At 62.7% G+C, this 22,717-nt stretch carries 18 protein-coding genes; 13 read left to right on the top strand and 5 right to left on the bottom strand.

All coding sequences use genetic code 11. The features are described 5' to 3' along the window. The first annotated feature begins 52 nt into the window (after nucleotides 1–52). Nucleotides 53–601, top strand: a complete 549-nt coding sequence (locus ACYQ12_RS09020) for a TRAP transporter small permease subunit (protein ID WP_459870448.1) — start codon at nucleotides 53–55, stop codon at nucleotides 599–601. Then, nucleotides 601–1,911 carry a TRAP transporter large permease gene (locus tag ACYQ12_RS09025; protein WP_459870451.1) on the top strand — a complete coding sequence of 437 codons (1,311 nt, stop codon included), beginning with the start codon at nucleotides 601–603 and terminating at the stop codon, nucleotides 1,909–1,911. The genes ACYQ12_RS09020 and ACYQ12_RS09025 overlap by 1 nt, the downstream gene beginning before the upstream one ends. Before the next feature lie 71 nt (nucleotides 1,912–1,982). Here the strand turns inward: ACYQ12_RS09025 and ACYQ12_RS09030 are convergent, their stop codons facing one another. From ACYQ12_RS09030 to ACYQ12_RS09050, 5 genes are all read right to left on the bottom strand, one after another. Continuing rightward, entirely contained in the window at nucleotides 1,983–3,398 is a 1,416-nt protein-coding gene (locus tag ACYQ12_RS09030; protein WP_459870454.1) for an aldehyde dehydrogenase family protein, read from the bottom strand. Between the two features lie 29 nt (nucleotides 3,399–3,427). Further along, a complete protein-coding gene (locus ACYQ12_RS09035; RefSeq protein ID WP_459870457.1) occupies nucleotides 3,428–4,534 on the bottom strand; it encodes a zinc-binding dehydrogenase in 1,107 nt (368 codons plus the stop codon). An 80-nt stretch (nucleotides 4,535–4,614) separates the two neighbouring features. Continuing rightward, complete coding sequence (locus tag ACYQ12_RS09040) at nucleotides 4,615–6,414, bottom strand: acyl-CoA dehydrogenase (protein ID WP_459870459.1); 1,800 nt, start codon at nucleotides 6,412–6,414, stop codon at nucleotides 4,615–4,617. A 19-nt stretch (nucleotides 6,415–6,433) separates the two neighbouring features. Then, complete coding sequence (locus ACYQ12_RS09045; RefSeq protein WP_459870461.1) at nucleotides 6,434–7,618, bottom strand: acetyl-CoA C-acyltransferase; 1,185 nt, start codon at nucleotides 7,616–7,618, stop codon at nucleotides 6,434–6,436. 78 nt (nucleotides 7,619–7,696) lie between these two features. Beyond that, entirely contained in the window at nucleotides 7,697–9,790 is a 2,094-nt protein-coding gene (locus ACYQ12_RS09050) for a 3-hydroxyacyl-CoA dehydrogenase NAD-binding domain-containing protein (RefSeq protein ID WP_459870464.1), read from the bottom strand. 410 nt (nucleotides 9,791–10,200) lie between these two features. Here ACYQ12_RS09050 and ACYQ12_RS09055 point away from each other — a divergent pair, with 410 nt between their 5' ends. From ACYQ12_RS09055 to ACYQ12_RS09105, 11 genes are all read left to right on the top strand, one after another. Beyond that, nucleotides 10,201–11,343, top strand: a complete 1,143-nt coding sequence (locus ACYQ12_RS09055) for a TAXI family TRAP transporter solute-binding subunit (RefSeq protein WP_459870467.1) — start codon at nucleotides 10,201–10,203, stop codon at nucleotides 11,341–11,343. 114 nt (nucleotides 11,344–11,457) lie between these two features. Continuing rightward, entirely contained in the window at nucleotides 11,458–13,446 is a 1,989-nt protein-coding gene (locus ACYQ12_RS09060; protein WP_459870469.1) for a TRAP transporter permease, read from the top strand. 57 nt (nucleotides 13,447–13,503) lie between these two features. After that, a complete protein-coding gene (locus ACYQ12_RS09065) occupies nucleotides 13,504–14,421 on the top strand; it encodes an SDR family oxidoreductase (protein WP_459870472.1) in 918 nt (305 codons plus the stop codon). A gap of 88 nt (nucleotides 14,422–14,509) precedes the next feature. Further along, nucleotides 14,510–14,941, top strand: a complete 432-nt coding sequence (locus tag ACYQ12_RS09070) for a hotdog fold thioesterase (protein WP_459870474.1) — start codon at nucleotides 14,510–14,512, stop codon at nucleotides 14,939–14,941. A gap of 50 nt (nucleotides 14,942–14,991) precedes the next feature. Next, nucleotides 14,992–15,651 carry a glutathione S-transferase family protein gene (locus tag ACYQ12_RS09075; protein WP_459870476.1) on the top strand — a complete coding sequence of 220 codons (660 nt, stop codon included), beginning with the start codon at nucleotides 14,992–14,994 and terminating at the stop codon, nucleotides 15,649–15,651. A 63-nt stretch (nucleotides 15,652–15,714) separates the two neighbouring features. Next, on the top strand, nucleotides 15,715–17,358 hold the full coding sequence (locus ACYQ12_RS09080) for a long-chain-fatty-acid--CoA ligase (protein ID WP_459870478.1): 1,644 nt from the start codon (nucleotides 15,715–15,717) through the stop codon (nucleotides 17,356–17,358). A 212-nt stretch (nucleotides 17,359–17,570) separates the two neighbouring features. Beyond that, nucleotides 17,571–18,818: a branched-chain amino acid ABC transporter substrate-binding protein gene (locus ACYQ12_RS09085; RefSeq protein WP_459870481.1), complete on the top strand. Its 1,248-nt coding sequence runs from the start codon at nucleotides 17,571–17,573 to the stop codon at nucleotides 18,816–18,818. A gap of 75 nt (nucleotides 18,819–18,893) precedes the next feature. Further along, nucleotides 18,894–19,838, top strand: a complete 945-nt coding sequence (locus tag ACYQ12_RS09090; RefSeq protein ID WP_459870484.1) for a branched-chain amino acid ABC transporter permease — start codon at nucleotides 18,894–18,896, stop codon at nucleotides 19,836–19,838. Further along, nucleotides 19,835–21,130: a branched-chain amino acid ABC transporter permease gene (locus tag ACYQ12_RS09095; RefSeq protein ID WP_459870487.1), complete on the top strand. Its 1,296-nt coding sequence runs from the start codon at nucleotides 19,835–19,837 to the stop codon at nucleotides 21,128–21,130. The genes ACYQ12_RS09090 and ACYQ12_RS09095 overlap by 4 nt, the downstream gene beginning before the upstream one ends. Next, nucleotides 21,127–21,882, top strand: a complete 756-nt coding sequence (locus tag ACYQ12_RS09100) for an ABC transporter ATP-binding protein (protein ID WP_459870490.1) — start codon at nucleotides 21,127–21,129, stop codon at nucleotides 21,880–21,882. The genes ACYQ12_RS09095 and ACYQ12_RS09100 overlap by 4 nt, the downstream gene beginning before the upstream one ends. Continuing rightward, nucleotides 21,882–22,580, top strand: coding sequence for an ABC transporter ATP-binding protein (locus ACYQ12_RS09105; protein WP_459870493.1), 699 nt, complete (start codon nucleotides 21,882–21,884; stop codon nucleotides 22,578–22,580). Before ACYQ12_RS09100 ends, ACYQ12_RS09105 begins: the two co-directional genes overlap by 1 nt. Nucleotides 22,581–22,717: the final 137 nt, after the last annotated feature.

The raw sequence follows: 22,717 nt of genomic DNA on the forward strand, positions 1-22,717 counted from the left end.
CGGCCTGACGGGACCCGTTTTTTATTCATTCAATCCTGTCGCGGGGTTAGCCATGCGCCTGGTTCATGCGTACATCAACGGAATAACCCGGCTGAACAACGTTATCGGCCGGTGGGTCGCGTACCTGATATTCATCATCTTTCTGTTGCTGATCTTCGAAGTTTTCATGCGGTACGTGTTTTCGGCGCCGACCTCCTGGACCAATGAGTTGGGACAGATGCTGTTCGGTCTCTACGTGGTCATGGCGGGAGGTTATGTCATGGCCCATCGGGGGCACGTGAATGTGGATCTGTTCTATAGCACCTTGCCGCGCCGGGCGCAGGCGTGGGTCGATATCTTCACTTCCTCGATGTTCTTCTTGTTCACGCTCGCCCTGCTTTACTTCGGTAGCTCCATGGCCTGGGAATCCATTCATGGCCTGGAGACGTCCTATTCTGCGTGGAACCCGCCCGTCTGGCCGATCAAGGCGGCCATTCCCATCGGCACCATGCTGCTGCTGCTGCAGGGCATCGCCAAGTTGCTTGAGGACATTCTGATTGCGCTCAATCTTGAACCCGTCAAGGATGCGTCCGACTCCTCTACCTCGGTGGAGGAGTTGTGATGAGTATTGAAATCACCACACTGCTGTTCTTCCTGACGCTGATCTTCTTTCTGGTCCTGGGGTTGCCGCTGGCCTTCGTACTGGGTGGCGTCTCGGTATTGTTCCTGTATTTCACCTGGGGGGTAGACTCCTTCTACATGGTGGCCTCCCAGATGTGGGGGACCATGGAGAGCTTCACTCTGGTGGCGATTCCGCTGTTCGTGTTCATGGCGATGCTGCTCGAGCGTACCGGGGTGGCCCGTGATCTCTATCGCATGATGCATCTCTGGTGCGGCGGAGTAAGGGGCGGCCTGGCGATAGGCACACTGGGGATCTGCGCCATCTTCGGCGCCATGGTGGGGATCAGCGGTGCCGCCGTCGTGGCGATGGGGACCATCGCATTGCCCGCCATGCTGGAGCGCGGTTATGACAAGCGCATGGTGCTTGGCTGCATCAACACCGGAGGCGGGTGGGGCATCCTGATTCCGCCCAGCATCATGATGATTCTCTACGCCATGATCAGTGGCGTCTCGGTGGGCAAGATGTTCGCCGCGGGCGTTCTGCCGGGGATCCTGCTCGTCGTTCTGTCGGTGAGCTACGTGCTGTTGCGCAGTTATCTCCAGCCGCACATGGCACCGGCCCTGCCACCGGAGGAGCGGGGCAGCTGGGGTGACAAGCTGCGTGCGGTGCGCGCCGTGCTGCTGCCGATCGGTATCGTTGTCATGGTGCTGGGTTCGATCATTGGCGGTATCACCACGCCGACCGAGGCGGCAGCAATGGGCGTGCTCGGCGCGCTGATCTCGGCGGCCGTATACCGCAAGCTCAACTGGGAGATCCTTCAGGAAGCGGCGATCCGCACCTTCAAGCTGACCGGCATGATCGCCTGGATCCTGTTTGCCGCTCACGCCTTCAGTGCCGCCTATCAGGGCATGGGCGCCCAGATGCTGATCGAAGACATGATGATGAATCTGCCGGGCGGACGCTGGGGCATCATCATTACCATGATTGCCATCGTATTCTTCATGGGCATGCTGCTCGATCCGGTGGGCATCATGTTGATCACCCTGCCGGTATTCCTGCCGATCGTGAGCTCGCTGGGATTCGATCCGATCTGGTTCGGCATCCTGTTCGTGATCAACATGGAGATCGGCTACATGACGCCGCCTTTCGGCTTCAATCTTTTCTACTTGAAGGGCATCGTGCCGCCGAGCATCACCATGCGAGACATCTACTGGTCGGTGATTCCCTTCGTGATCGTCAACCTCGTGGGGATGGGAATCATCATGATATTCCCCGAAATTGCCACCTATCTGCCGAACACGCTTTTCTGACGGCACTGTTCCAGCACCATGGAACACAAAAAAACCGGAGCCTTGGCTCCGGTTTTTTCATGCCGTACGGTTCAGAGCTGCAGGGCACGCACCTCGAGAAACTCCTCGAGCCCCCACTTGCCGAACTCGCGGCCGATGCCGGAGTGGCCGAAGCCGCCGAACGGCGCCAGCGGATTGAAGGCGCCGCCGTTGACGAAGACCTGGCCGGTGCGTAGGCGGCCGGCGATGCTCCTGGCGCGCTCCTGATCGCCCGACCAGACCGCGCCGGAGAGACCATAGAGCGTGCCGTTGGCGATCTCGATGGCCTGTTCTTCGCTCTCGTAGGGAATGATGCACAGTACGGGCCCGAAGATCTCTTCCTGGGCGATGCGCGATTGCGGATCGACATTGCCGAATACCGTCGCCCTGACGAAAAAGCCTTCTTCGCACCCCTCGGGGGGTTCGGTGCCGCCGCACACCAGCGTGGCGCCTTCCTCGATGCCGAGCCGGATGTAGTCCAGTACCCGATCGCGTTGTACCGCCGAGGCCAGCGGGCCGAGGCGGGTGCTCTCGTCCAGCGGGTTGCCGGGCGTCATCTTGGCCACGGCCTCGCGGGCCAGTTCGCAGGCCTCGTCATGCCTGTTCATCGGGACCAGCAGGCGGGTCAGCGCGGTGCAGGTCTGCCCCGAGTTGAGCAGGCAGTTGTTGACCGTGCCCTTGACGGCAGCCTTCAGGTCGGCATCCGGCAGTACCACCGAGGCCGACTTGCCGCCCATTTCCAGTGCGATGCGCTTGAAGTCGTCGGCCGCCGCATGGGCAATGGTCTGCCCGGTGCGGGTGGAGCCGGTGAAGGAGACCATCTTCACCTTGGGGTGGTGGATCAGCACATCGCCGACCTCATGGCCATAGCCCGACACCACGTTGAACACGCCCGCCGGCAGGTCCGTGGCGTCGAGCATTTCGGCCAGCAGAAAGGCACTCAACGGGGCGACTTCACTGGGCTTGAGCACCACGGTGCAGCCGGCGGCGAGCGCCGGCACGACCTTGAGGATCACCTGATGCAGCGGATAGTTCCACGGCGTCACACAGCCGACCACCCCTACCGGCGCATACTGGATCTCCGAGTTGCCCACGGTTTCGGTGAACGGGAAATCCGGCAGCATCTTGAGATAGCTCTTGGTGATCACGGCCGGCAGACCCGCCTGTATCTGGCGGGCCAGTTTCAGTGGCATGCCGACTTCGCGACAGATCGCTTCGGCGATCTCGTCGCCACGGGCTTCCAGCTGTTCGTGAAGCTGATTCAGCACGTCGAGACGCTGATCGAGCGAGCTTTGCGACCACTGCGCAAAAGCCTTGTCGGCACTGGCGATGGCGCGTTCCATCGCCTCGCGGTTGCCGGAGGGAATCGCGGCCAGCGTCTGCCCGGTGGCCGCCTCGTGAACCTCGATCATGTCGCCGGTCCAATCTTCCCAGCGCCCGTCGATATACAGCTTGTCGATACGTTTCATCTTTCGTCCTCGTTATCCGGCGGGCCGGCTCAGTCGAACACGATCACGCCGCGTGCGTTGATGCCTTTCTCCATGTCGAGAAACGCCTGGGGGGCGTCATCGATGGAGTAGGTACGGGTCACCAGCTCGTCGAGCTTGAGCTTGCCGGCCTGATAGAGGGCGAGGATCCGTGGGAAGTCGTACTGCGGGCGCGCCGAGCCCAGCCAGCTGCCCTTGATCGTGCGTTCATCGGCAGGCAGCGAGAAGGTCCCGATGGAAGTCTTGTCGGCCGGGTCGGCAACGCCCACCACCACGGCCGTGCCGCCGCGTGCCAGCGACTTGTAAGCCTGGGCGACCACTGCACCGGCGCCCACGCATTCGAAGGCATAGTCGACGCCCCCGGTCAGCTTCCTGACCGCCTTGGCGGCGTCGGCCTCCTCGCTGGCATTGACGGTATGTGTCGCGCCGAACTGACGGGCCATCTCGAGCTTTTCGGGGTTGGTGTCGACGGCAACGATCATCTCCGCCCCCGCGGTGTGACAGCCCTGAATGGCATTGAGACCGACACCGCCGACCCCGAAGATAGCGGTGCGCGAGCCCGGCTCCACCTGGGCGGTATTGAACACCGCGCCGACCCCGGTCATCACTGCGCAGCCTACCAGGGCGGCATTCTGCAGCGGCACGTTCTGGTCGATCTTCACCGCGTTGTCGACGTGCAGGGTGGCGTACTCCGCCATCACCCCGCAGGCGCCGAACACGTTGAGCGCGTTGCCCTGGCTGTCGTGAGTGCGCACGGTGCCATCGGGAAGGGTGATCAGTGCCTTGGCGGCGTTCTCGCACAACACCGGGCGGCCACGCACGCACTGACGGCACTTGCCGCACATGGAAATGAAGGAACTGATGACGGCGTCGCCCTCCTTGAAGGCGGTGACGCCTTCGCCCACGGCCACCACCCGACCGGCGCCTTCATGGCCCAGCACCAGGGGAGGGGGAAACTGGATCTTGCCGGTGGCGGCGGAAAGATCGCTATGGCATACCCCGCAGGCAGCCACCTTGATCATGATCTCGTTGCGCTTCGGTGGCGAAACCTGGATGGTTTCCACCTGAATCGGCTGATTCCAGTCCCGGCAGACCACTGCCTTGGCTTCACGTGTCATGGTATCGCTTCCCTTTGTCGACCTTGACGGAACCGGCTCCAGCGGGGCCGGTCGGCGGATGAGGTGCAGCCGTGAACGGCTCAGAAATGGTCCGGCTGCGTTTCCAGTGCAGTGCTGTCGGCGTCACGCAGAATGTCGCCGAGCGCCGTGACGCGCGGCAGCTCATAACGGCAGAAGTAGTCGCAGGCCTTGTGCTTGCCCGCGTAGAAAGCCGGTGTCTGCGGGCCGCCCTCGGCGAGGCCCTGCTGCGCGCACTGCGCCTGGCGCAGCCACAGCCAGCCGATGACGGTGTGACCGAAGGCTTCCAGATAGAGCGAGGCATTGGCCAGCCCGCGAGCATTGTCCCCCTCGCGGCGTACCCGCTGCAGCGCTTCGGTGGCGGCTTCGAGAGAGTCGAGGGCATTGGACAGCCGGCGGGCGTTATCGGCGAGCTCCGTGGCCTGGCACTGCTGGATCGTCTCGCGGATGCGGGACACGAGCGCTTGATAGGGGCGTCCGTCGTTCAACAGCACCTTGCGACCCAGCAGGTCGAGCCCCTGAATTCCGTGGGTGCCTTCATGAATGGGATTGAGGCGATTGTCGCGGTAGAACTGCTCGATCGGATACTCCCGTGTATAGCCGTAGCCGCCATGGACCTGAATGGCCAGGCTGTTGGCTTCCAGGCAGAACTGCGACGGCCAGGACTTCATGATCGGCGTGAGCAGATCCAGCAAGCCGGCGGCAGTCTCGCGCCGCTCGGCATCTTCGCCATGCTGTTTCTCGTCGACCAGCGTGGCGCCGAACAGGCACAGCGACAGGCCGCCTTCGACATAGGCCTTCTGGGCCAGCAGCATGCGGCGAATGTCGGCGTGCTCGATCAGCGGCACCTGAGCGGTGGTCGGGTCCTTCTCGTTCAGGGGGCGGCCCTGATGGCGATCCCGAGCATAGTCGAGCGCGTGAAGATAGCCGGTGTAACCCAACATTACCGCGCCTAGTCCGACGCCGATGCGCGCCTCGTTCATCATGTGGAACATGCAGGCCAGCCCCTTGTGGGGCTCGCCCACCAGATAGCCCACCGCGCCGTCCTTTTCGCCAAAGTTGAGCATGGTCGAGGTGGTGCCGCGATAGCCCATCTTGTGAATCAGTCCGGCCAGCGCCACGTCGTTGCGCTGGCCCAGCGAGCCGTCCTCATGGACCAGGTACTTGGGGACCAGAAACAGCGAGATGCCTCTGACTCCCGGCGGAGCGTCAGGCAGGCGGGCAAGCACCATGTGCACGATGTTCTCGCTCAGCTCGTGATCGCCGCCGGAGATGAATATCTTGTGGCCGGTGAGCCGGTAAGTGCCGTCATCGGCCGGTGTGGCCCGGGTGCGCAGATCGCCCAGCGACGAGCCGGCATGCGGCTCGGTCAGGCACATGGTGCCGAAGAAGCGCCCTTCGAGCATGGGATTGGCGAAGCGCGTCTTCTGCGCCTCGCTGCCGTGGGCCAGGATCAGGTTGGCAGCGGCGATGGTCAGGCCGGCGTAGGCCTGCGTGCCGACATTGGCGCCCTTGAGCATGCCCACGCACATCAGGGCCACTGCGGTCGGCAGTTGCATGCCGCCACGTTCGTAATCCTGTCCGGCCGCCATGAGGCCGGTCTCGGCGAGAATCTTCAGCGCCTTTCCCACTTCCGGACGCATCACGACGCGCCCGTTCTCGAAGCGGGGTTCCTCGTCATCCGCCAGCCGGTTGTGCGGGGCGAACGCCTCGTTGGCCACCTTCAGGGCCAGCTCGAGCGCGGCGTCGAGCGTGTCGCGGCTGTGATCCGCATAACGCGGGAAGCGCAGCAGGTTCTCGACCCGATGGAGCTCGTAGAGCTGGAAGGCGAGATCCTGCGTATTGATGATCTTCTGGTCCATGGCGGCCTTCCTCCTGTCGTTACACGACCTCGAACAGCCCTGCTGCGCCCTGGCCGCCACCGATGCACATGGTCACCACCACGTACTTGGCACCGCGGCGCTTGCCTTCGATCAGGGCATGGCCGGTGAGGCGTGAGCCGGTGACGCCGTAGGGATGGCCGACCGCGATGGAACCGCCATTGACGTTGAGCTTGTCCATGGGAATGCCCAGCTTGTCGCGGCAGTACACGACCTGGGAGGCGAACGCTTCGTTGAGCTCCCAGAGATCGATGTCATCCATCTTCAGGCCAGTGCGCTCGAGCAGGCGAGGAATGGCATAGACCGGGCCGATGCCCATTTCGTCCGGTTCGCAACCGGCCACGGCGAAGCCGCGAAAGATGCCCATCGGCTCGATGTTGTTCTTCTGGGCGTAGACGGAATCCATGACCACACAGACCGAGGCGCCATCGGAGAGCTGACTGGCGTTGCCGGCGGTGACGAACTGATCCGGCCCGCGTACCGGTTCGAGGCCGGCCAGACCTTCCAGCGTGGTGTTGGGACGGTTGCACTCATCCTTGGTGAGCGTCACTTCTCGCTCGCTGACCTCGCCGGTCTCCTTGTCCTTCATCAGCATGGTGGTAGTGAAGGGGACGATCTCGTCGTTGAAGCGTCCGGCCTCCTGCGCTGCTGCGGTGCGCTGCTGGCTGATCAGCGCGTACTCGTCCTGGGCCTCGCGGCTGACGTTGTAGCGCTTGGCAACGATGTCGGCCGTCTCGATCATCGACAGGTAGAGTTCGGGCTTGTGCTTCATCAGCCATTCGTTGGTGGCGCGGAACTGATTGATCTTGTCGTTCTGCACCAGGCTGATGGACTCGACGCCGCCGGCGACCATGACCGGCACCTTCTCGGAGACGATGCGCTGGGCGGCGAGGGTGATCGCCTGCAGGCCCGAGCTGCAGAAGCGGTTGATGGAGAGCCCGGCGGTGGTGACCGGCAAGCCGGCTCGTACCGCGGCCAGGCGCGCCATGTTCTTGCCCTGGGCGCCTTCATGGAAGGTGGCGCCGAGAATCACATCCTCGACGATTGCCGGGTCGATACCGGCGCGTTGAACGGCCTGCTGAATGACATGGCCGGCAATGTCGACGCTGTGGGTGTTGTTAAGGGCGCCACGGTAGGACTTGCCCAGGCCGGTACGCGCCGTGGAGACGATGACAGCTTCAGACATGGGGAATGCTCCGTTGAATCGTTGTAAGTTGTCGCGGGCAGGGTGGGGCCGTCCTGGACGGCCCCGGGTGGAGATGGATCAGAGATCGCCGAAGCGCTTGCCTTCCTTCACCAGGCGTTCGAGCAATGCGGCGGGTTTCCACTGCTCGCCGCCCAGCTTTTCATGGAATTGCCGGATACCGGCGAGCACCTTGTCGAGCCCTTCCTGGTCAGCCCAGAACATCGGACCGCCGCGATAGGCGGGGAAGCCGTAGCCATAGATCCAGGTGATGTCGATATCCAGCGAACGCGCCGCGACCCCTTCTTCGAGGATCTTGGCGCCTTCGTTGATCATCACGTACAGGCAGCGCTCGAGGATCTCCTGGTCGCTGAACTCGCGGGGCGTGATGCCTTGCTCCTGGCGGAATTCGTTGATCAGCGCGTCGACTTCCGGGTCGGGAATCGGCTTGCGGCTGCCCTCCTCGTAGCGGTAGATGCCCGCCTGGGTCTTCTGGCCGAGGCGGCCCTGCTCCGCCAGCTTGTCGGCCCAGCTCGGCGGAATGTCCTCGCCCGCCTTGCGGCGTTCCTGACGAATGCGGTAGCCCACGTCGATTCCCGCCAGGTCCGACATGGCGAACTGGCCCATGGGGAAGCCGAAGTCGGTCAGCACCTTGTCGACCTGCTGCGGCGTGGCGCCGTCGTTGACCAGTTCCATGGCCTCGGCACCGCGACGGTGCAGCATGCGGTTGCCGACGAAACCGTAGCAGTTGCCCACCAGCACGCCGACCTTCTTGATGCGCTTGGCCAGGGCCATGACGGTGGCCTTGACGTCGTCGGCGGTCTTCTCGCCGCGCACGTTCTCGAGCAGCTTCATGACGTTGGCCGGGCTGAAGAAGTGCATGCCGACCACGTCCTGGGGGCGCTGGGTCGCCGAGGCGATCTCGTCGATGTCGAGCGTGGAGGTGTTGGAAGCGAGAATGGCGCCGGGTTTGCAGACCTTGTCGAGCTGACCGAAGATCTGCTTCTTGACGCCCATGTCCTCGAATACCGCCTCGATGACCAGGTCGACGTCGCCCAGATCGTCGTAGCTCAGGGTCGGCTCGATCAGCGCCATGCGCTCCTCGACCTGGGCGGTCGTGATGCGGCCCTTCTTGGCGGTATTCTCGTAGTTGCGACGGATCACGGCCAGCCCACGATCCAGCGCATCCTGCTTGACTTCCAGCAGCTTCACCGGGATGCCGACGTTGGCGAAGTTCATGGCGATACCGCCGCCCATGGTGCCGGCGCCGATGATGCCCACCCGGTTAATGTCGCGAACCGGGGTGTCGGGCGCCAGATCCGGTACCTTGGAGACTTCACGCTCGGCGAAGAAGGCGTGGACCAGTCCGGCACGCTGCGGTGACTCCATGCACTCCATGAACAGTTCCCGCTCGCGCTGCATGCCGTCTTCGAAGGAGAGCTTGAAGGCCGCTTCCACGGCATCGACGCACTTGAAGGGGGAGAAGAGGTTGCGGGCGCGCTTCTGCAGGTTGGCACGGAACTCGTCGAACACGCCACTGTTCTTGTCCGCCTCGAGCTTGTCGGTGATATCGCGTACCCGGCGTGTCGGCCAGCCTTCGTTGATCGCCTTCTCGGCATAGGCACGACCGATCGTGGCGATGCTGGAGCCGTCCTCGGTGGCGTCGACGATGCCATATTCGCGTGCTTCGTCTGCGCTGACGAAGTCACCGGTGGTAATCATTTCCAGCGCCTTCTGCGCGCCGCTCAGGCGAGGCAGACGCTGGGTACCGCCGGCACCCGGCAGCAGGCCGAGCTTGACCTCGGGCAGGCCGACCTTGGCCGTCGGCATGGCGACGCGATAGTGACAGCCCAGGGCGAGCTCGAGACCGCCGCCGAGAGCCGTGCCGTGCAGGGCGGCAACGATCGGCTTGCTGCTGTTCTCGAATGCGTCGATGACGCTGGGCAGGCCGGGTTCCTGCATGGGCTTGCCGAATTCACGGATGTCGGCACCCGCGACGAAGGTGCGGCCTTCGCATACCAGCAGCAGTGCCTTGGCCTCATCGTCTGCCTGTCCTTGATGCAGGGCGTCCAGCAGTCCGCTGCGTACGGCGTGGCTCAGGGCGTTGACCGGTGGGTAGTTGACGGTGATGACGCCGACCTGTCCCTCGCGGGCGTAACTCACAACCTCAGACATAACTCCTCCTTGCGCTGATACGGGCCCGAGCCCGGCGTGATGATTGTCGCCCGCGCTGATCGTCGGCCCGCCGGGCGAGCAAAAAGCATGCTCCGGAGCATAACCGAAGCTTTTCGAGATTTAAATCGATCGAAACAACATTTCGCTATGCGATAATGGTCGTGATCAAGGGCGTGACGTAACGAAAATGACATGTCCCTGGCACGCCTCACGGCATGCTCCACCCTGGCCAGTGTGATGCATAACGCTAAATGAATTTATTATACAAAGCGCTAATGGCAGAGCGATGTCCGGAAGTGCTTAAACTGGGCGAACAAAATGTTATTCCACATAAGAAAATAATCAGTTCCGTCGATGGTGCTGTCAAAGTCGTCGCACCAGGAACATCACAATAACAACGGAGACGCCTCATGACTCGACAGACCCTCGATTTCCGCTCTCACCTCACGGCGATCACCGCCACCGCCATGCTGGCCCTCGGCGCGCATGCGCATGCCCAGGAACTGCCCGATACCATGATCTGGACATCCTACGATGTCGGGTCGGCCGGTTACGCCGAAGCCTCGGCAATCGCCGATGCATTTGGACGGGAGTACGGCACTCGGGTGCGCATTCAGCCTTCCAGTTCGGCCATCGGACGCATCCAGCCGCTCGTTCAGGGGCGCGCCAATTATGGTTTTCTGGGCGGGGCATCGTTCTTTGCCGTCGAGGGTACCTATGATTTCGCCGAGCGCCGCTGGGGGCCGCAGGATCTGCGCGCCATCGCGGGGCGACCGGCCTCCTTCGGCATGCCTACCGCCGCCGATGCCGGTATCGAGAAGCTCGAAGACGTCAAGGGCAAACGCGTGGCTTACATCGCCGGCAACCCCTGGATCAATTTCTCCTGCGACGCCTTCCTGGCCTTCGCCGGGCTGGATCGCGACGACGTCGAGGCAATCATGTTTCCTTCCTACAAGGCGGCGATAGGCTCCTTGGCGGAGGGCAAGGCCGACGCAGCCTGCACGACCACCACGCCCAGCCAGCTATATGAACTCGAGCAGTCGCCACGCGGCATTCACTGGGTGCCGATTCCATCAGACGACGAGCAGGGCTGGCAGCGTCTGACTCAGATGGCACCGATCTATGAGCCCAACGAGGAGACGGTGGGCGCAGGCATTTCCCAGGACACCCCGGTGGAACTGGCGGCCTACCGCTACCCGGTACTCGGGACCAGGGCGGACACCAGTGCCGAGGAGGTCTACGCCCTGACCAAGGCGCTGGATGAGACCTACGACCTGTACAAGGACGCCACCGACCGGATTTCCAGCTGGTCGCTGGACAAGGCCGGAACCCCGCCCATCGAGCTGCCGTTTCACGAGGGGGCGATTCGCTACCTCAAGGAGAAGGGCATCTGGACCGACGAGATGCAGGCCTGGAACGATGCGCGGCTCAAGCGTCTCGAGGCATTGAAGACAGCCTGGTCGCAGGCAATCGCAGAAGGCGAGGGCAAGAGCGACGAGGAATTCGCCACGATATGGGAGCGACAGAGAACCCAGGCGCTGGACTCCCTGTAACCGGAATCCGACCTTTCTGTCTGCCCGGTGGCGCTGGCGCCATCGGGCGGCTACCGGGTGGAGCGACAAGCGGGACGCTCCGATATCAGCACGGCAATCGATGGAGCGATGCTTATGCCGGGTTCTCAGCCTTCCAATACGCAGTCTTCTGTTCAGGCGACCGACAGCGAGCCGCAAGGGCGGCTGCATGGGGTGGTCTATTGGGCCGCCATCGGGTTGGGGGGCATTGGTTTGCTGATGGCTATCAACCAGACATTCAGTCTCTGGCTGCTGGGCTTCAAGCCGCTGGGCAGTTCCTATCTTTATTACCTGATCGGTGTGTTTCTAGCCGCTGCTTTTCTGTGTTATCCGGCGCGCAGCCGTGACGCGTATCGCGTGCCCTGGTACGACTGGCTGCTGGCGTTGGCAGCGCTTGGTTCGACCCTCTATTTGGGCCTGCATGGCATGACCATCATTACCCAGGGCTGGGATTTCAGTGCACCGGCCGAGGCCACATGGATCTCGGCGCTGTTACTGGCGCTGGTGCTGGAAGGGGTACGGCGTTGCGGCGGCTGGGTGCTGATGTTCATCGCTCTGGTATTCGGCAGCTATCCCTTGTATGCCGAATCCATGCCAGGCTTCCTGTGGGGCACGCCCTATGACCTGGGCGGCACGATACGCGCCCACGTGATGGGCGCGGAGAGCATCATCGGCATCCCCATGCAGGTGGTGGCGCAGTTGGTAATCGGCTTCGTGGTCTTCGGCGTGACCCTCACGGTCACCGGCGGCGGCGAGTTCTTCATGCGCTTCGCCACGGCGCTGCTGGGGCGAGCGCGGGGTGGGCCGGCCAAGGTCTCCGTGCTGTCGAGCTGCATCATGGGCAGCCTGTCCGGCAGCGTGATCTCGAACATCATCACCACCGGCTCCATCACCATTCCCACCATGAAACGCACGGGATACCCGGCCCACTACGCCGGCGCCATCGAGGCCTGCGCTTCTACCGGGGGAACGCTGATGCCGCCGGTGATGGGGGCGGTGGCCTTCATCATGGCCTCGTTTCTGGGCGTGCCTTATGCAGACGTGATGATCGCCGCCGTGTTCCCGGCGGTGCTGTTTTACCTGGCGCTGCTCTTTCAGGTCGACAACTATGCCGCCCGCAATGGGCTGAAGGGTTTGCGCGAAGATGAAATCCCCTCGCTGAAACAGACTCTCAAGGAGGGATGGCCCTATCTGCTGGGTCTGGCCATGTTGATCTACATGCTGATCGTCATGCGCCTGGAAGCCTACGCGCCATACTACGCCTCCGCCGTGCTGCTGATCATCTCGCTGTTCAAGCGCCAGCAGCGCCTCAATCTGACGCGTCTGCTGGCGCTGGTGAAGGAATTGACCACCAGCGTGGCTAACCTGGTCGCCATTCTCGCCGGCATTGGCCTGGTGGTGGGCGGGCTGTCTTATACCGGTGTGGCGGGGGCCTTCTCGCGGGAGCTGCTGCTGTATGCCGGGGATAGCATCCCGCTGATGCTGGCGGCCGGCGCCGTGACCAGCTTCATCCTGGGCATGGGCATGACCGTCAGTGCCTGCTATATCTTTCTGTCGATTCTGCTGGCGCCGGCCTTGGTATCCGCCGGCCTGAACCCGTTGGCCAGCCACCTGTTCATTCTCTACTGGGGCATGATGTCCTACATCACGCCTCCGGTGGCGCTGGCCTCGATCACCGCGGCGGGCATCGCCGGGGCCGGAGCGGGCAAGACCAGTGTCAACGCCATACGTCTGGGCAGCGTGCTGTTCGTTCTGCCGTTCCTGTTCGTGCTCAATCCCGCGCTGATCCTTCAGGGGGATCTCATGCATATCCTGCTGTCGGGGTGCACGGCGATTGCCGCCATGTGGCTGCTGGCCTCGGCGCAGGAGGGCTATCTCTATCGGGTCGGCATCATTCGATGGCAGCTCAGGACCCTGCTGCTGGTCGCCACGGCGCTACTGATCTATCCCGAGCCGTACAGCGACCTGGTGGGGCTTGGGCTGGTCGTGCTGATCTATCTGATCAACGGGGTGCATCCGCGACACGTCTCACCCTTGAATGAGTCCTCTCCTCAGATGCCCGTCACGCGAAGAGAGAAGATATGAACGGCAGCGTGCCGCCACCGTAGTGTCGCGGCCCTGCTTTTTATCAGGAGGCAATCAATGCAACACTTCGAGAACAAGGTGGCCGTCATTACCGGCGGTGCCAGCGGCTTCGGGCGCGAGTTCGCCTATATCGGCGCCCGGCTCGGCATGAAGCTGGTGCTGGCCGACGTTCAGCAACAGGCGCTGGAGGAACTCAAGGCCGAGCTGGCCGGGCAGGGCGTCGCGGTACTGGCGATGCGCTGCGACGTGCGCAAGGCCGAGGACGTCCAGGCGCTGGCGGATGCCGCCATGGCCGAGTTCGGTGCGGTGCACCTGGTCTTCAACAATGCCGGTGTGGGCTCCGGCGGGCTGATCTGGGAGAACACCGAGGCGGATTGGGAATGGGTGCTGGGCGTGAACCTGTGGGGAGTGATCCACGGCGTGCGGATCTTTACCTCCCTGATGCTGGAGTGTGCCAAGCAGGATCCCGACTATCAGGGCCACATCGTCAACACTGCATCCATGGCGGGCTTGCTGACGGCACCGACCATGGGCGTCTACAACGTCTCCAAGCATGCTGTGGTGGCGCTTAGCGAGACGCTCTATCAGGATCTCAAGCTGGTCGAGGCACCGATCGGCACGTCCGTGCTGTGTCCCTACTTCGTGCCCACCTCGATTCATCAGTCGGCCCGCCACCGTCCCGACGAACTGCAGAACACTACCGAGCCGACCGTGAGCCAGCAGGTAGCGCGCGCCATGTCGGACAAGGCGGTCACCTCGGGCAAGGTGTCGGCGAAGGACGTGGCCGAATGGACTTTCGACGCCATCCGTGAAGAGCGCTTCTATATCTACTCCCATCCCGAGGCACTGGGCAACGTCGAGAAGCGCATGGACGCGATCGTCCATCAGCGCAATCCCGGCGATCCGTACGAAGCCGCGCCGCATATCCGCGAGATGCTGCAGGAAAAACTCATGAAGGCTCCCACCAGAGCCTAGTCCACCAAAGCCTAGTGGGAAGCTCCGTTAACCCTTCCTATGCTGCTTGAAACCTGTTTTTCCTGGAAAACAAGAAGAGATCCGCTGCATGGCCATATGGAACCAAGCCCCTAGCGTTGAAGAGTTGCAAGCGCGGGCACGTGACACCCTGATCGAGCACATCGGTATCGAGTTCACCGAGATCGGGGAGAATTATCTGCGCGCGCGCATGCCGGTGGACCGGCGCACCGTGCAGCCGGCCGGCATTCTGCATGGCGGCGCCTCGGTCGTGCTTGCCGAGACACTGGGCAGCGTCGCCGCGAATCTGTGCCTGAAGTCGGCGGACAAGGCCTGCGTGGGGCTGGAGATCAACGCCAACCATGTCCGCCCCATGAGCAGTGGTTGGGTGCATGGCACGGCACGACCGTTGCACATCGGCGGCTCGACGCAGTTGTGGGAAATCCGCATCGAGGATGACAACGAGAAGCTGATCTGCATGTCGCGTCTGACCATGGCCGTTATCAACCGGCCGGGGCAATGAGTGCCGGCGACGACGCCACGCCATGTCATGAAATATTCAGGAGAAGCGCCATGTTGAAGCTCTACGGATTCTCGATCAGCAACTACTACAATATCGTCAAGGCTGCGATGCTGGAAAAGGCCTTGGAATTCGAGGAGGTACTGGTTTATCCCTCAGCCGATCCCGACTATCTCGTCCGCAGCCCGATGGGAAAGGTCCCCAGCCTGGAAGTGGAGGGGGGAGTCCTGTCCGAGACCCAGGTCATGCTCGACTTTCTGGAGGAGGCGTATCCGCAGATACCTTTGTACCCTCAGGACGCCTTTGCCCGCGCCAAGCATCGGGAACTGATGCGCGTGCTGGAGCTGTACCTGGAGCTGCCCGCACGCCGGCTCTATCCGGAAGCCTTCTTCGGCGGCTCGGTCAGCGACCAGACCCGCCGGGAGGTCGCCGCCGATCTGCGAAAAGGCGTGGCGGCACTGCAGCGTCTGGCCCGTTTCGAGCCCTATATTGCCGGCAGCCGGTTCGGGATGGTCGATCTGGTGGCGGCCATTCATCTGCCATTGATCAGCGACGCAAGCCGACGAGTGCTGGGCGAAGACGCCCTGGCTGCCGTTGCCGAGGTGAAACCCTATCTGGGGCTGATGCGCGAGCGTGCCTCTCTGCAACGGGTCTTTGCCGACTACAAGGCGGGCCTGGAAGACTTTGCCGTGCAACGGCGTGTGAAAGGGTAAGACACACCGAGCGAGCCTTTTCAACTGAGCGAGCCTTTCTGACAACAACAATGGAGCCTGCCCATGCATGGACTCATGATGGATCGACCGCTACTCATCTCGCAGATCGTCGAGTATGCCGCCCTGAACTACCCGCACCAGGAGATCGTCTCTCGGCGTACCGAAGGGGACATTCACCGCTATCGCTTTCGCGAGCTTCTGCAGCGCACCAGTCAACTGGCGCATGCCCTCGATGCCCTGGGGGTCAGACCGGATGAACGGGTCGGGACGATCGCCTGGAACACCTATCGCCATCTCGAGCTGTACTATGGCGTGTCGGGCATCGGCGCCATCTGTCATACCCTGAATCCCCGGCTGCATCCGGAGCAGCTGGCCTATATCGTCAACCATGCCCAGGATCGCTATCTCTTCGTCGATCTCACCTTCGTGCCGCTGATCGAGAAGGTCCATGAGCATTTCCAGGGAGTGAAGGGCTACGTGATCATGACCGATCGCGAGCACATGCCCGACACCAGCCTGCCCAATGCGCACTGCTACGAGACGCTGCTCGAAGAACAACCGACGCACTACGACTGGCCGGAGTTCGACGAACGTCAGGCCTCGTCGCTCTGCTATACCTCGGGGACCACGGGCAATCCCAAGGGCGTGCTCTATTCGCATCGCTCCACCGTCCTGCATTCGCTCTCCGTGCTGGCATTGCCCGGTGTCGACTTCAACGAGGAGAGTGCGCTGCTGCCGGTCGTACCGATGTTTCACGTCAACGCCTGGGGCATGCCATATTTCGCGCTGCTGACCGGCTCCAAGATCGTCTTTCCCGGACCGCGGCTGGATGGCCCCGGCCTGGCGGAAATCATGAATCAGGAATACGTCACGGACGCCTGGGGCGTGCCCACCGTGTGGATGGGACTGCTCAACCACATGCGTCAGACCGGTACTGCCTTCACGGCACTCAAGCGTGTGCAGATTGGCGGTTCCGCGGCGCCGCGGGCGATGATCCGCGAATTCGCGGAGCGTCATGGCGTGGAAGGCATCCAGGGGTGGGGGATGACCGAGATGAGCCCCGTCGGCTCCGTTTCCATTCCCACGCCAGCGATGCGCGAACTCCCCGACGATGAGCAACTCGACATCCGCGCCAAGCAGGGACGCAGCCTGTTCGGTGTCGAAATGAAGATCGTCGATATCGACGGCAAGCGTCTGCCTCACGACGGCCAGGCCTTCGGCGAATTACTGGTGCGCGGCCCGGCGATCACCAGCGGCTACTACGAGAATCCCGAAGCCAACGCCAAAGTCTTCGATGAGGAGGGCTGGTTCCGTACCGGCGATGTGGCCACCATCGACCCGGAGGGATACATGGAGATCGTCGACCGGGTCAAGGACGTCATCAAGTCCGGAGGCGAGTGGATCAGTTCCATCGATCTGGAGAACGAGGCGGTGGGCCATCCCGAAGTGGCGGAAGCGGCCGTCATCGGCGTCCACCACACCAAATGGGGAGAGCGGCCGTTGCTGGTGGTGGTGCGGGCCGAGGGGGCTGACATCGAGCGCGAGGATGTCCTCGAGTTCCTGCGCGGGCGCGTGGCGGACTGGTGGCTGCCCAATGACGTGGTGTTCGTCGATGAACTGCCGCACAGCGCTACCGGCAAGCTGCAGAAGGCCCGGCTGCGTCAGGATTTCCACGATTACCGTTTGCCAGACGATACGCAGGCGTAAGGCCTTGGCAGCAATCCGCACATTCTAATATCGCAATGCGAAACGAAGTATCGAAAAATTACGATAAGAGGATTGTAAAAGAGCGAGCGCTCTATTTATATGTAAGTCATCCGCAATGATCGGCAAAGGCCGATCACGGATACTCCGAAAGTCGCAACAAATACAACAAAGACACGACCACTCCGGTCGTGATGATGGAAGGAGCACGCCCCATGACAATCCGCCGTCGCGCCGCCACGCTGGCTGGTGCCCTGAGCCTCACGTTCTGCGTTGCCGCGAGTGCCCAGGACGAGGGACCGATCAGGATCGCCTATATCGAGCCGCTTTCGGGCCCGTTCGCCAACGTGGGCGATGCCGGGCTCAAGCACTTTCGTTTCGCCGCTGACAAGATCAATCAGGACGGTGGCGTGCTCGGGCGCGATTTCGAGATCGTGCCCATGGACAACAAGCAGAGTGCCTCGGAGTCCACGCAGTTGCTGCAGCGCGCCATCGACCAGGGCATTCCCTTCATTACCCAGGGCAACGGCTCCAACGTGGCCGGAGCGCTGGTCGAGGGAGTGGATCGCAATAATCGTCGCAACCAGGACAACCGGGTACTGTTCCTCAACTATGCGGCGGTCGACCCCGCCCTGACCAACGAGCGCTGCAGCTTCTGGCATTTCCGTTTCGATGCCAACAGCGACATCAAGCTGGAAGCATTGACCAACTACATGGCCGATCAGCCGAACATCAAGAAGGTCTTCCTGATCAACCAGGACTACTCCCATGGCCATGCTGTGGCCAAGACGGCCAAGGCGATGCTGGCGGAGAAGCGCCCCGACATCGAGATCGTCGGGGAGGTATTGCATCCGATCGGTCAGGTGCGTGACTTCTCGCCGTATATCAGCCGCATCAAGCAGTCGGGAGCCGATTCGGTCATCACCGGCAACTGGGGCAACGACCTCTCGCTGTTGGTGCGTGAAGCCGATAGCGCGGGGCTCGACGTGAATTTCTACACCTATTACGGCGGTGGCCTGGGTACCCCAGCGGCTGTCGGTGAGCGGGGCGTGGATCGGCTGCACCAGATCAGCGAGTGGCATGCCGATGTCAATGTCGACGAGAACCTGTCGGATTACGAGGCCTGGTTCAACGAGTTCAAGCAGCGCTATCCGGAGATCGACTGGTATTACCACCGCATCTACAACGAGATGTACATGCTCAAGGAGGCGATCGAGGAGACCGGCGGTACCGATGCCGTCGAAGTGGCCAAGGCGCTGGAAGGCATGCAGTTCGAATCGCCCACCGGGACCGTCACCATGCGCGCCGAGGATCACCAGTTGATTCAGCCCCTATATATCTCGGTCATGGACGCTGACGCCAAGTACGATGCGGACAACTCCGGCGTCGGTTTCCGCACCGTCGCCCGGATTCCCGCCGAGGATGCCACGCTTCCCACCAGCTGCGAAATGCAGCGCCCGTAACGGTATTCCATCACGCGCCGGCCACCCATGCGGAGGGCGGCGCTTTCAGAATCGGATCGATGGAGGGCGGCGGTCATGATCGAGACGCTGGTGTTTTCCCTGCTCAATGGCCTGTTGTACGGCATGCTGCTGTTCATGCTGTCCAGCGGCCTGACGCTCATCTTCGGCATGATGGGCGTGCTGAATTTCGCCCATGCCAGCTTTTACATGCTGGGGGCCTACTTCGCCTACACCGTGGGCCTGGCGACCGGCTTCTGGGTGGCGCTGTTCGTGGCGCCGATCCTGGTGGGCATGGTCGGCGCGCTCGTCGAGCGCTTCGGGCTGCGCCACGTGCACAAGCACGGCCACGTGCCCGAGCTGTTGTTCACCTTCGGCCTGGCCTACGTGATCGAGGAACTGGTCAGCCTGTTCTGGGGCAACGTGCCGGTCGACTACCGCATGCCGGAGTCGCTTAACTTCTCTCTGTTCACCCTGTTCGGTATCGAATATCCCGCTTTCCGGGTTTTCGTGCTGGCCGTTGCCGCGGTGATGTTCCTTGGCCTGTTCCTGCTGCTCAAGAAGACCCGTGCCGGGCTGATCATTCAGGGGTCGCTGTCGCGGCCCGATATGGTCTCGGCGCTCGGACACAACGTGCCGCAGGTCTTCATGTGGGTGTTCGCCTTCGGCTGCGCGCTGGCGGGGCTGGGCGGCGTGGTCGGCGGGATCCATATGGTCACCGAGCCGGGCATGGCGTTCATGATGGGCCCCATCGTGTTCGTCGTCGTCGTGCTGGGAGGGCTGGGCTCGATCCCCGGGGCGCTGATCGCCTCGATCATCATCGGCGTGCTGCAGACACTGGCGCTGTCGGTGGATTTCTCGCTGGCCAGGCTGTTCTCGTGGATCGAGGTCCCGCGGGACAGTTTCTTCGCCACGCTGTGGTATCTGGATTCGATGCGCATCGCCGCGGTATTGCCGTTCCTGCTGCTGGTGCTGACGCTGATCTTCCGGCCACGCGGCCTGATGGGGAAACGTGAAGCATGAACATGACCATACAACGGGAAAAGCCCATGACCACCGCAGCCCGACTCCCCTCGAGCCGGCTACGCGCCTTCTGGCCGTGGCTTGCGGCGACCGCCGTCGCCCTGATCTTGCCGCAGCTGTTCTCCTCGGGGTACTCGATCGACATGCTCAGCCAGATGGGCGTGATGATCGTCTTTGCGCTGTCCTACAACATGCTGCTGGGCAACACCGGCCTGCTGTCCTTCGGTCACGCCGTATACTTCGGCCTGGGCGGCTACTGCGCCATGCATGTCATGCGCCTGGCCAACGATACGGGGTTGATGATTCCGCTGGAGCTGCTGCCGCTGGTCGGTGCCATTGCGGGGCTGGGCTTCGGCATCATCTTCGGCGCCGTTTCCACCCGCCGGGCCGGGGTGGTATTCGCCATGATCTCGCTGGGCATCGGTGCGCTGGTATATTCAAGCTCCTTGATGTTCACCGACTTCTTCGGCGGCGAGGCGGGGCTGTTCGGCAACCGGGTAGAGGTGGCGTCGCTGTTCGGCGTCGATTACGGCCCGAGCCTCAACGTGTACTACCTGGTAGTCGCCTGGACGCTGCTCGCCGCGGTGGCCATGTATCTGTTGCGCATGACGCCGCTGGGCTGGATGGCCAATGCGGTGCGCGACAACCCGGAGCGGGCCCAGTTCGTCGGCTATAACCCCTATGTGGTGCGCTTTCTGCAGTTCGCACTGTCGGCATTCTTCGCCGGGCTGGCCGGCGGGCTGTTCATCATCACTCAGGAGATCATCACCGACGAGGCCGTCGGCCAGGCGATCTCCGGCGAGGTGCTGCTGAGTACCTACATCGGCGGTATCGGTTACTTCTTCGGGCCGGTCATCGGGGCGGTGCTGGTGATCTATCTGCAGAGCTCGCTCTCGTCGATCACCGATGCCTGGGTGCTGTATTTCGGACTGCTGTTCATCGCCGTGGTGATGTTCGCCCCGCAGGGGCTGTTCGGTGTGGCCCACCAGCAAGTGCAGGCATGGCGGGCCGGACAGTGGAAAGGCAACACGGGGCTGCGGCTTTACGCTGTCGCCTGTCTGCTGGTCGCGCTGCTGGGGCTGATCTGTGTAGTGGAACTGGCCTATCACTATTTCCATAGTTGGGATCCGAGCGCCCCCATGACCTTGATCGCGGTCACGGTGAATGCCACCCAGGTAGCGCCATGGCTGATATCGCTGCTGATTCTGGCAACGGGGCTTGCGCTGTATGTCTGGCACGCCCGGCCCCGGCTGCAACGAGCGCTGAGCGTGCGCGCGGGAGGTGGGGCATGAGTGCGCAAATGGCCCTCACGCTGAAAGGCGTGAAGAAGAATTTCGGCCGTGCCGAGATCATCCGCGGCGTCAATCTCGACATCCGCGAAAACGAGCGCCACGTGGTGATCGGGCCCAACGGGGCCGGCAAGTCCACACTGTTCCACCTCATCAGCGGCCGCTTCAAGGTCTCGGACGGCGAGGTGGCGCTGTTCGGCAAGCCCATCAGCGGCCTGCCTCCCCATCAGGTCAACCGCCGGGGCCTGAGCCGCAGCTTCCAGGTGACCAACCTGTTTCAGAACATGACCGCTGCCGAGAACCTGCGCTGCGCGCTGCTGTGGTCCATGGGCCACAAGTATGCCTTCTGGAAGCGGGTGAGTACGCAGCGGGCGGTGACGGAACGGGCCGACGAGCTGCTGGTAAAGCTCAATCTTCAGGACCGCCGCGACGTGCCGGCATCGCTGTTGAGCTATGCCGAACAGCGCGCGCTGGAAATCGGCGCCACCATCGCCTCCGGCGCCAAGGTGCTGCTGCTCGACGAGCCCACCGCCGGCATGAGCCGCACCGAGGCCGATGATGTGGTCAAGCTGATCCAGGCCATCACCACGGAGTGTACCCTGGTGATGGTGGAGCATGACCTGAGTGTGGTGTTCGGTCTGGCCGACCGCATTTCCGTGCTGGTCTACGGCGAGATCATCGCCACCGATACGCCGGAAGCGATCCGCGCCAATGCTGCGGTTCAGGAAGCCTATCTCGGCACGGAGGTGCACTGATGCTTCAGGTACGCGATCTGCATGCCTATTACGGCAAGAGCCATGTGCTCCGCGGTGTCGATCTCGAGGTCAACGCCGGCGAAATCGTCAGTCTGCTCGGACGCAATGGCGGAGGACGCTCCACATTGTGCAAGTCGGTGATGGGGCTGGTGCCGCCCAAGGGCGACATTCGCCTGGACGGCACACAGCTCGCCGGACTTTCGCCTCACCAGATTGCCCATCACGGCATGGGCTATGTGCCCGAGGACCGGGCCATCTTCCCGGGGCTGACGGTGGGGCAGAACCTGGAGCTGGGCATGAAACGGCGCGGCAAGACCGGCAAGCAGTGGAGCCTGGAGACCGTCTATGCGCGCTTTCCCCGGCTCAAGGAGCGCGAGGACACCCCCGCCGAGGTGCTCTCCGGCGGCGAGCAGCAGATGCTCACCATGTTCCGCACCCTGATGGGAGACCCCCGCTGCATCATGGTCGACGAGCCCACCGAAGGGCTGGCGCCCAAGGTCGTCGCCGACGTCGCCGAGATCCTCAAGGAGATGGCGCAGGCCGGCATGGCCGTGCTGCTGGTGGAGCAGAAGCTCAGCATCGCCCTCGATATCTCCCAGCGCGTCTATGTGATGGGAGAAGGGCGCATCGTCTTCGACGGTACCCCCCAGCAGCTGCAGGACGATCCCCAGGTGCGTCGGGAGTGGCTCGAAGTCTAGGTCCTTATGAGAAGTGTCTGCGCTCGTCCATGCGGTGTTAAAAAACTGGCTCAAGGTACTCGTTTACCCCCATGTAAACTCCGTCCTTTCACCGGTTTTGCCTTGTCTGGTCAGCGCTCGCCGACTTTTCAGATAGG

The organism is Halomonas shantousis (assembly GCF_054654615.1).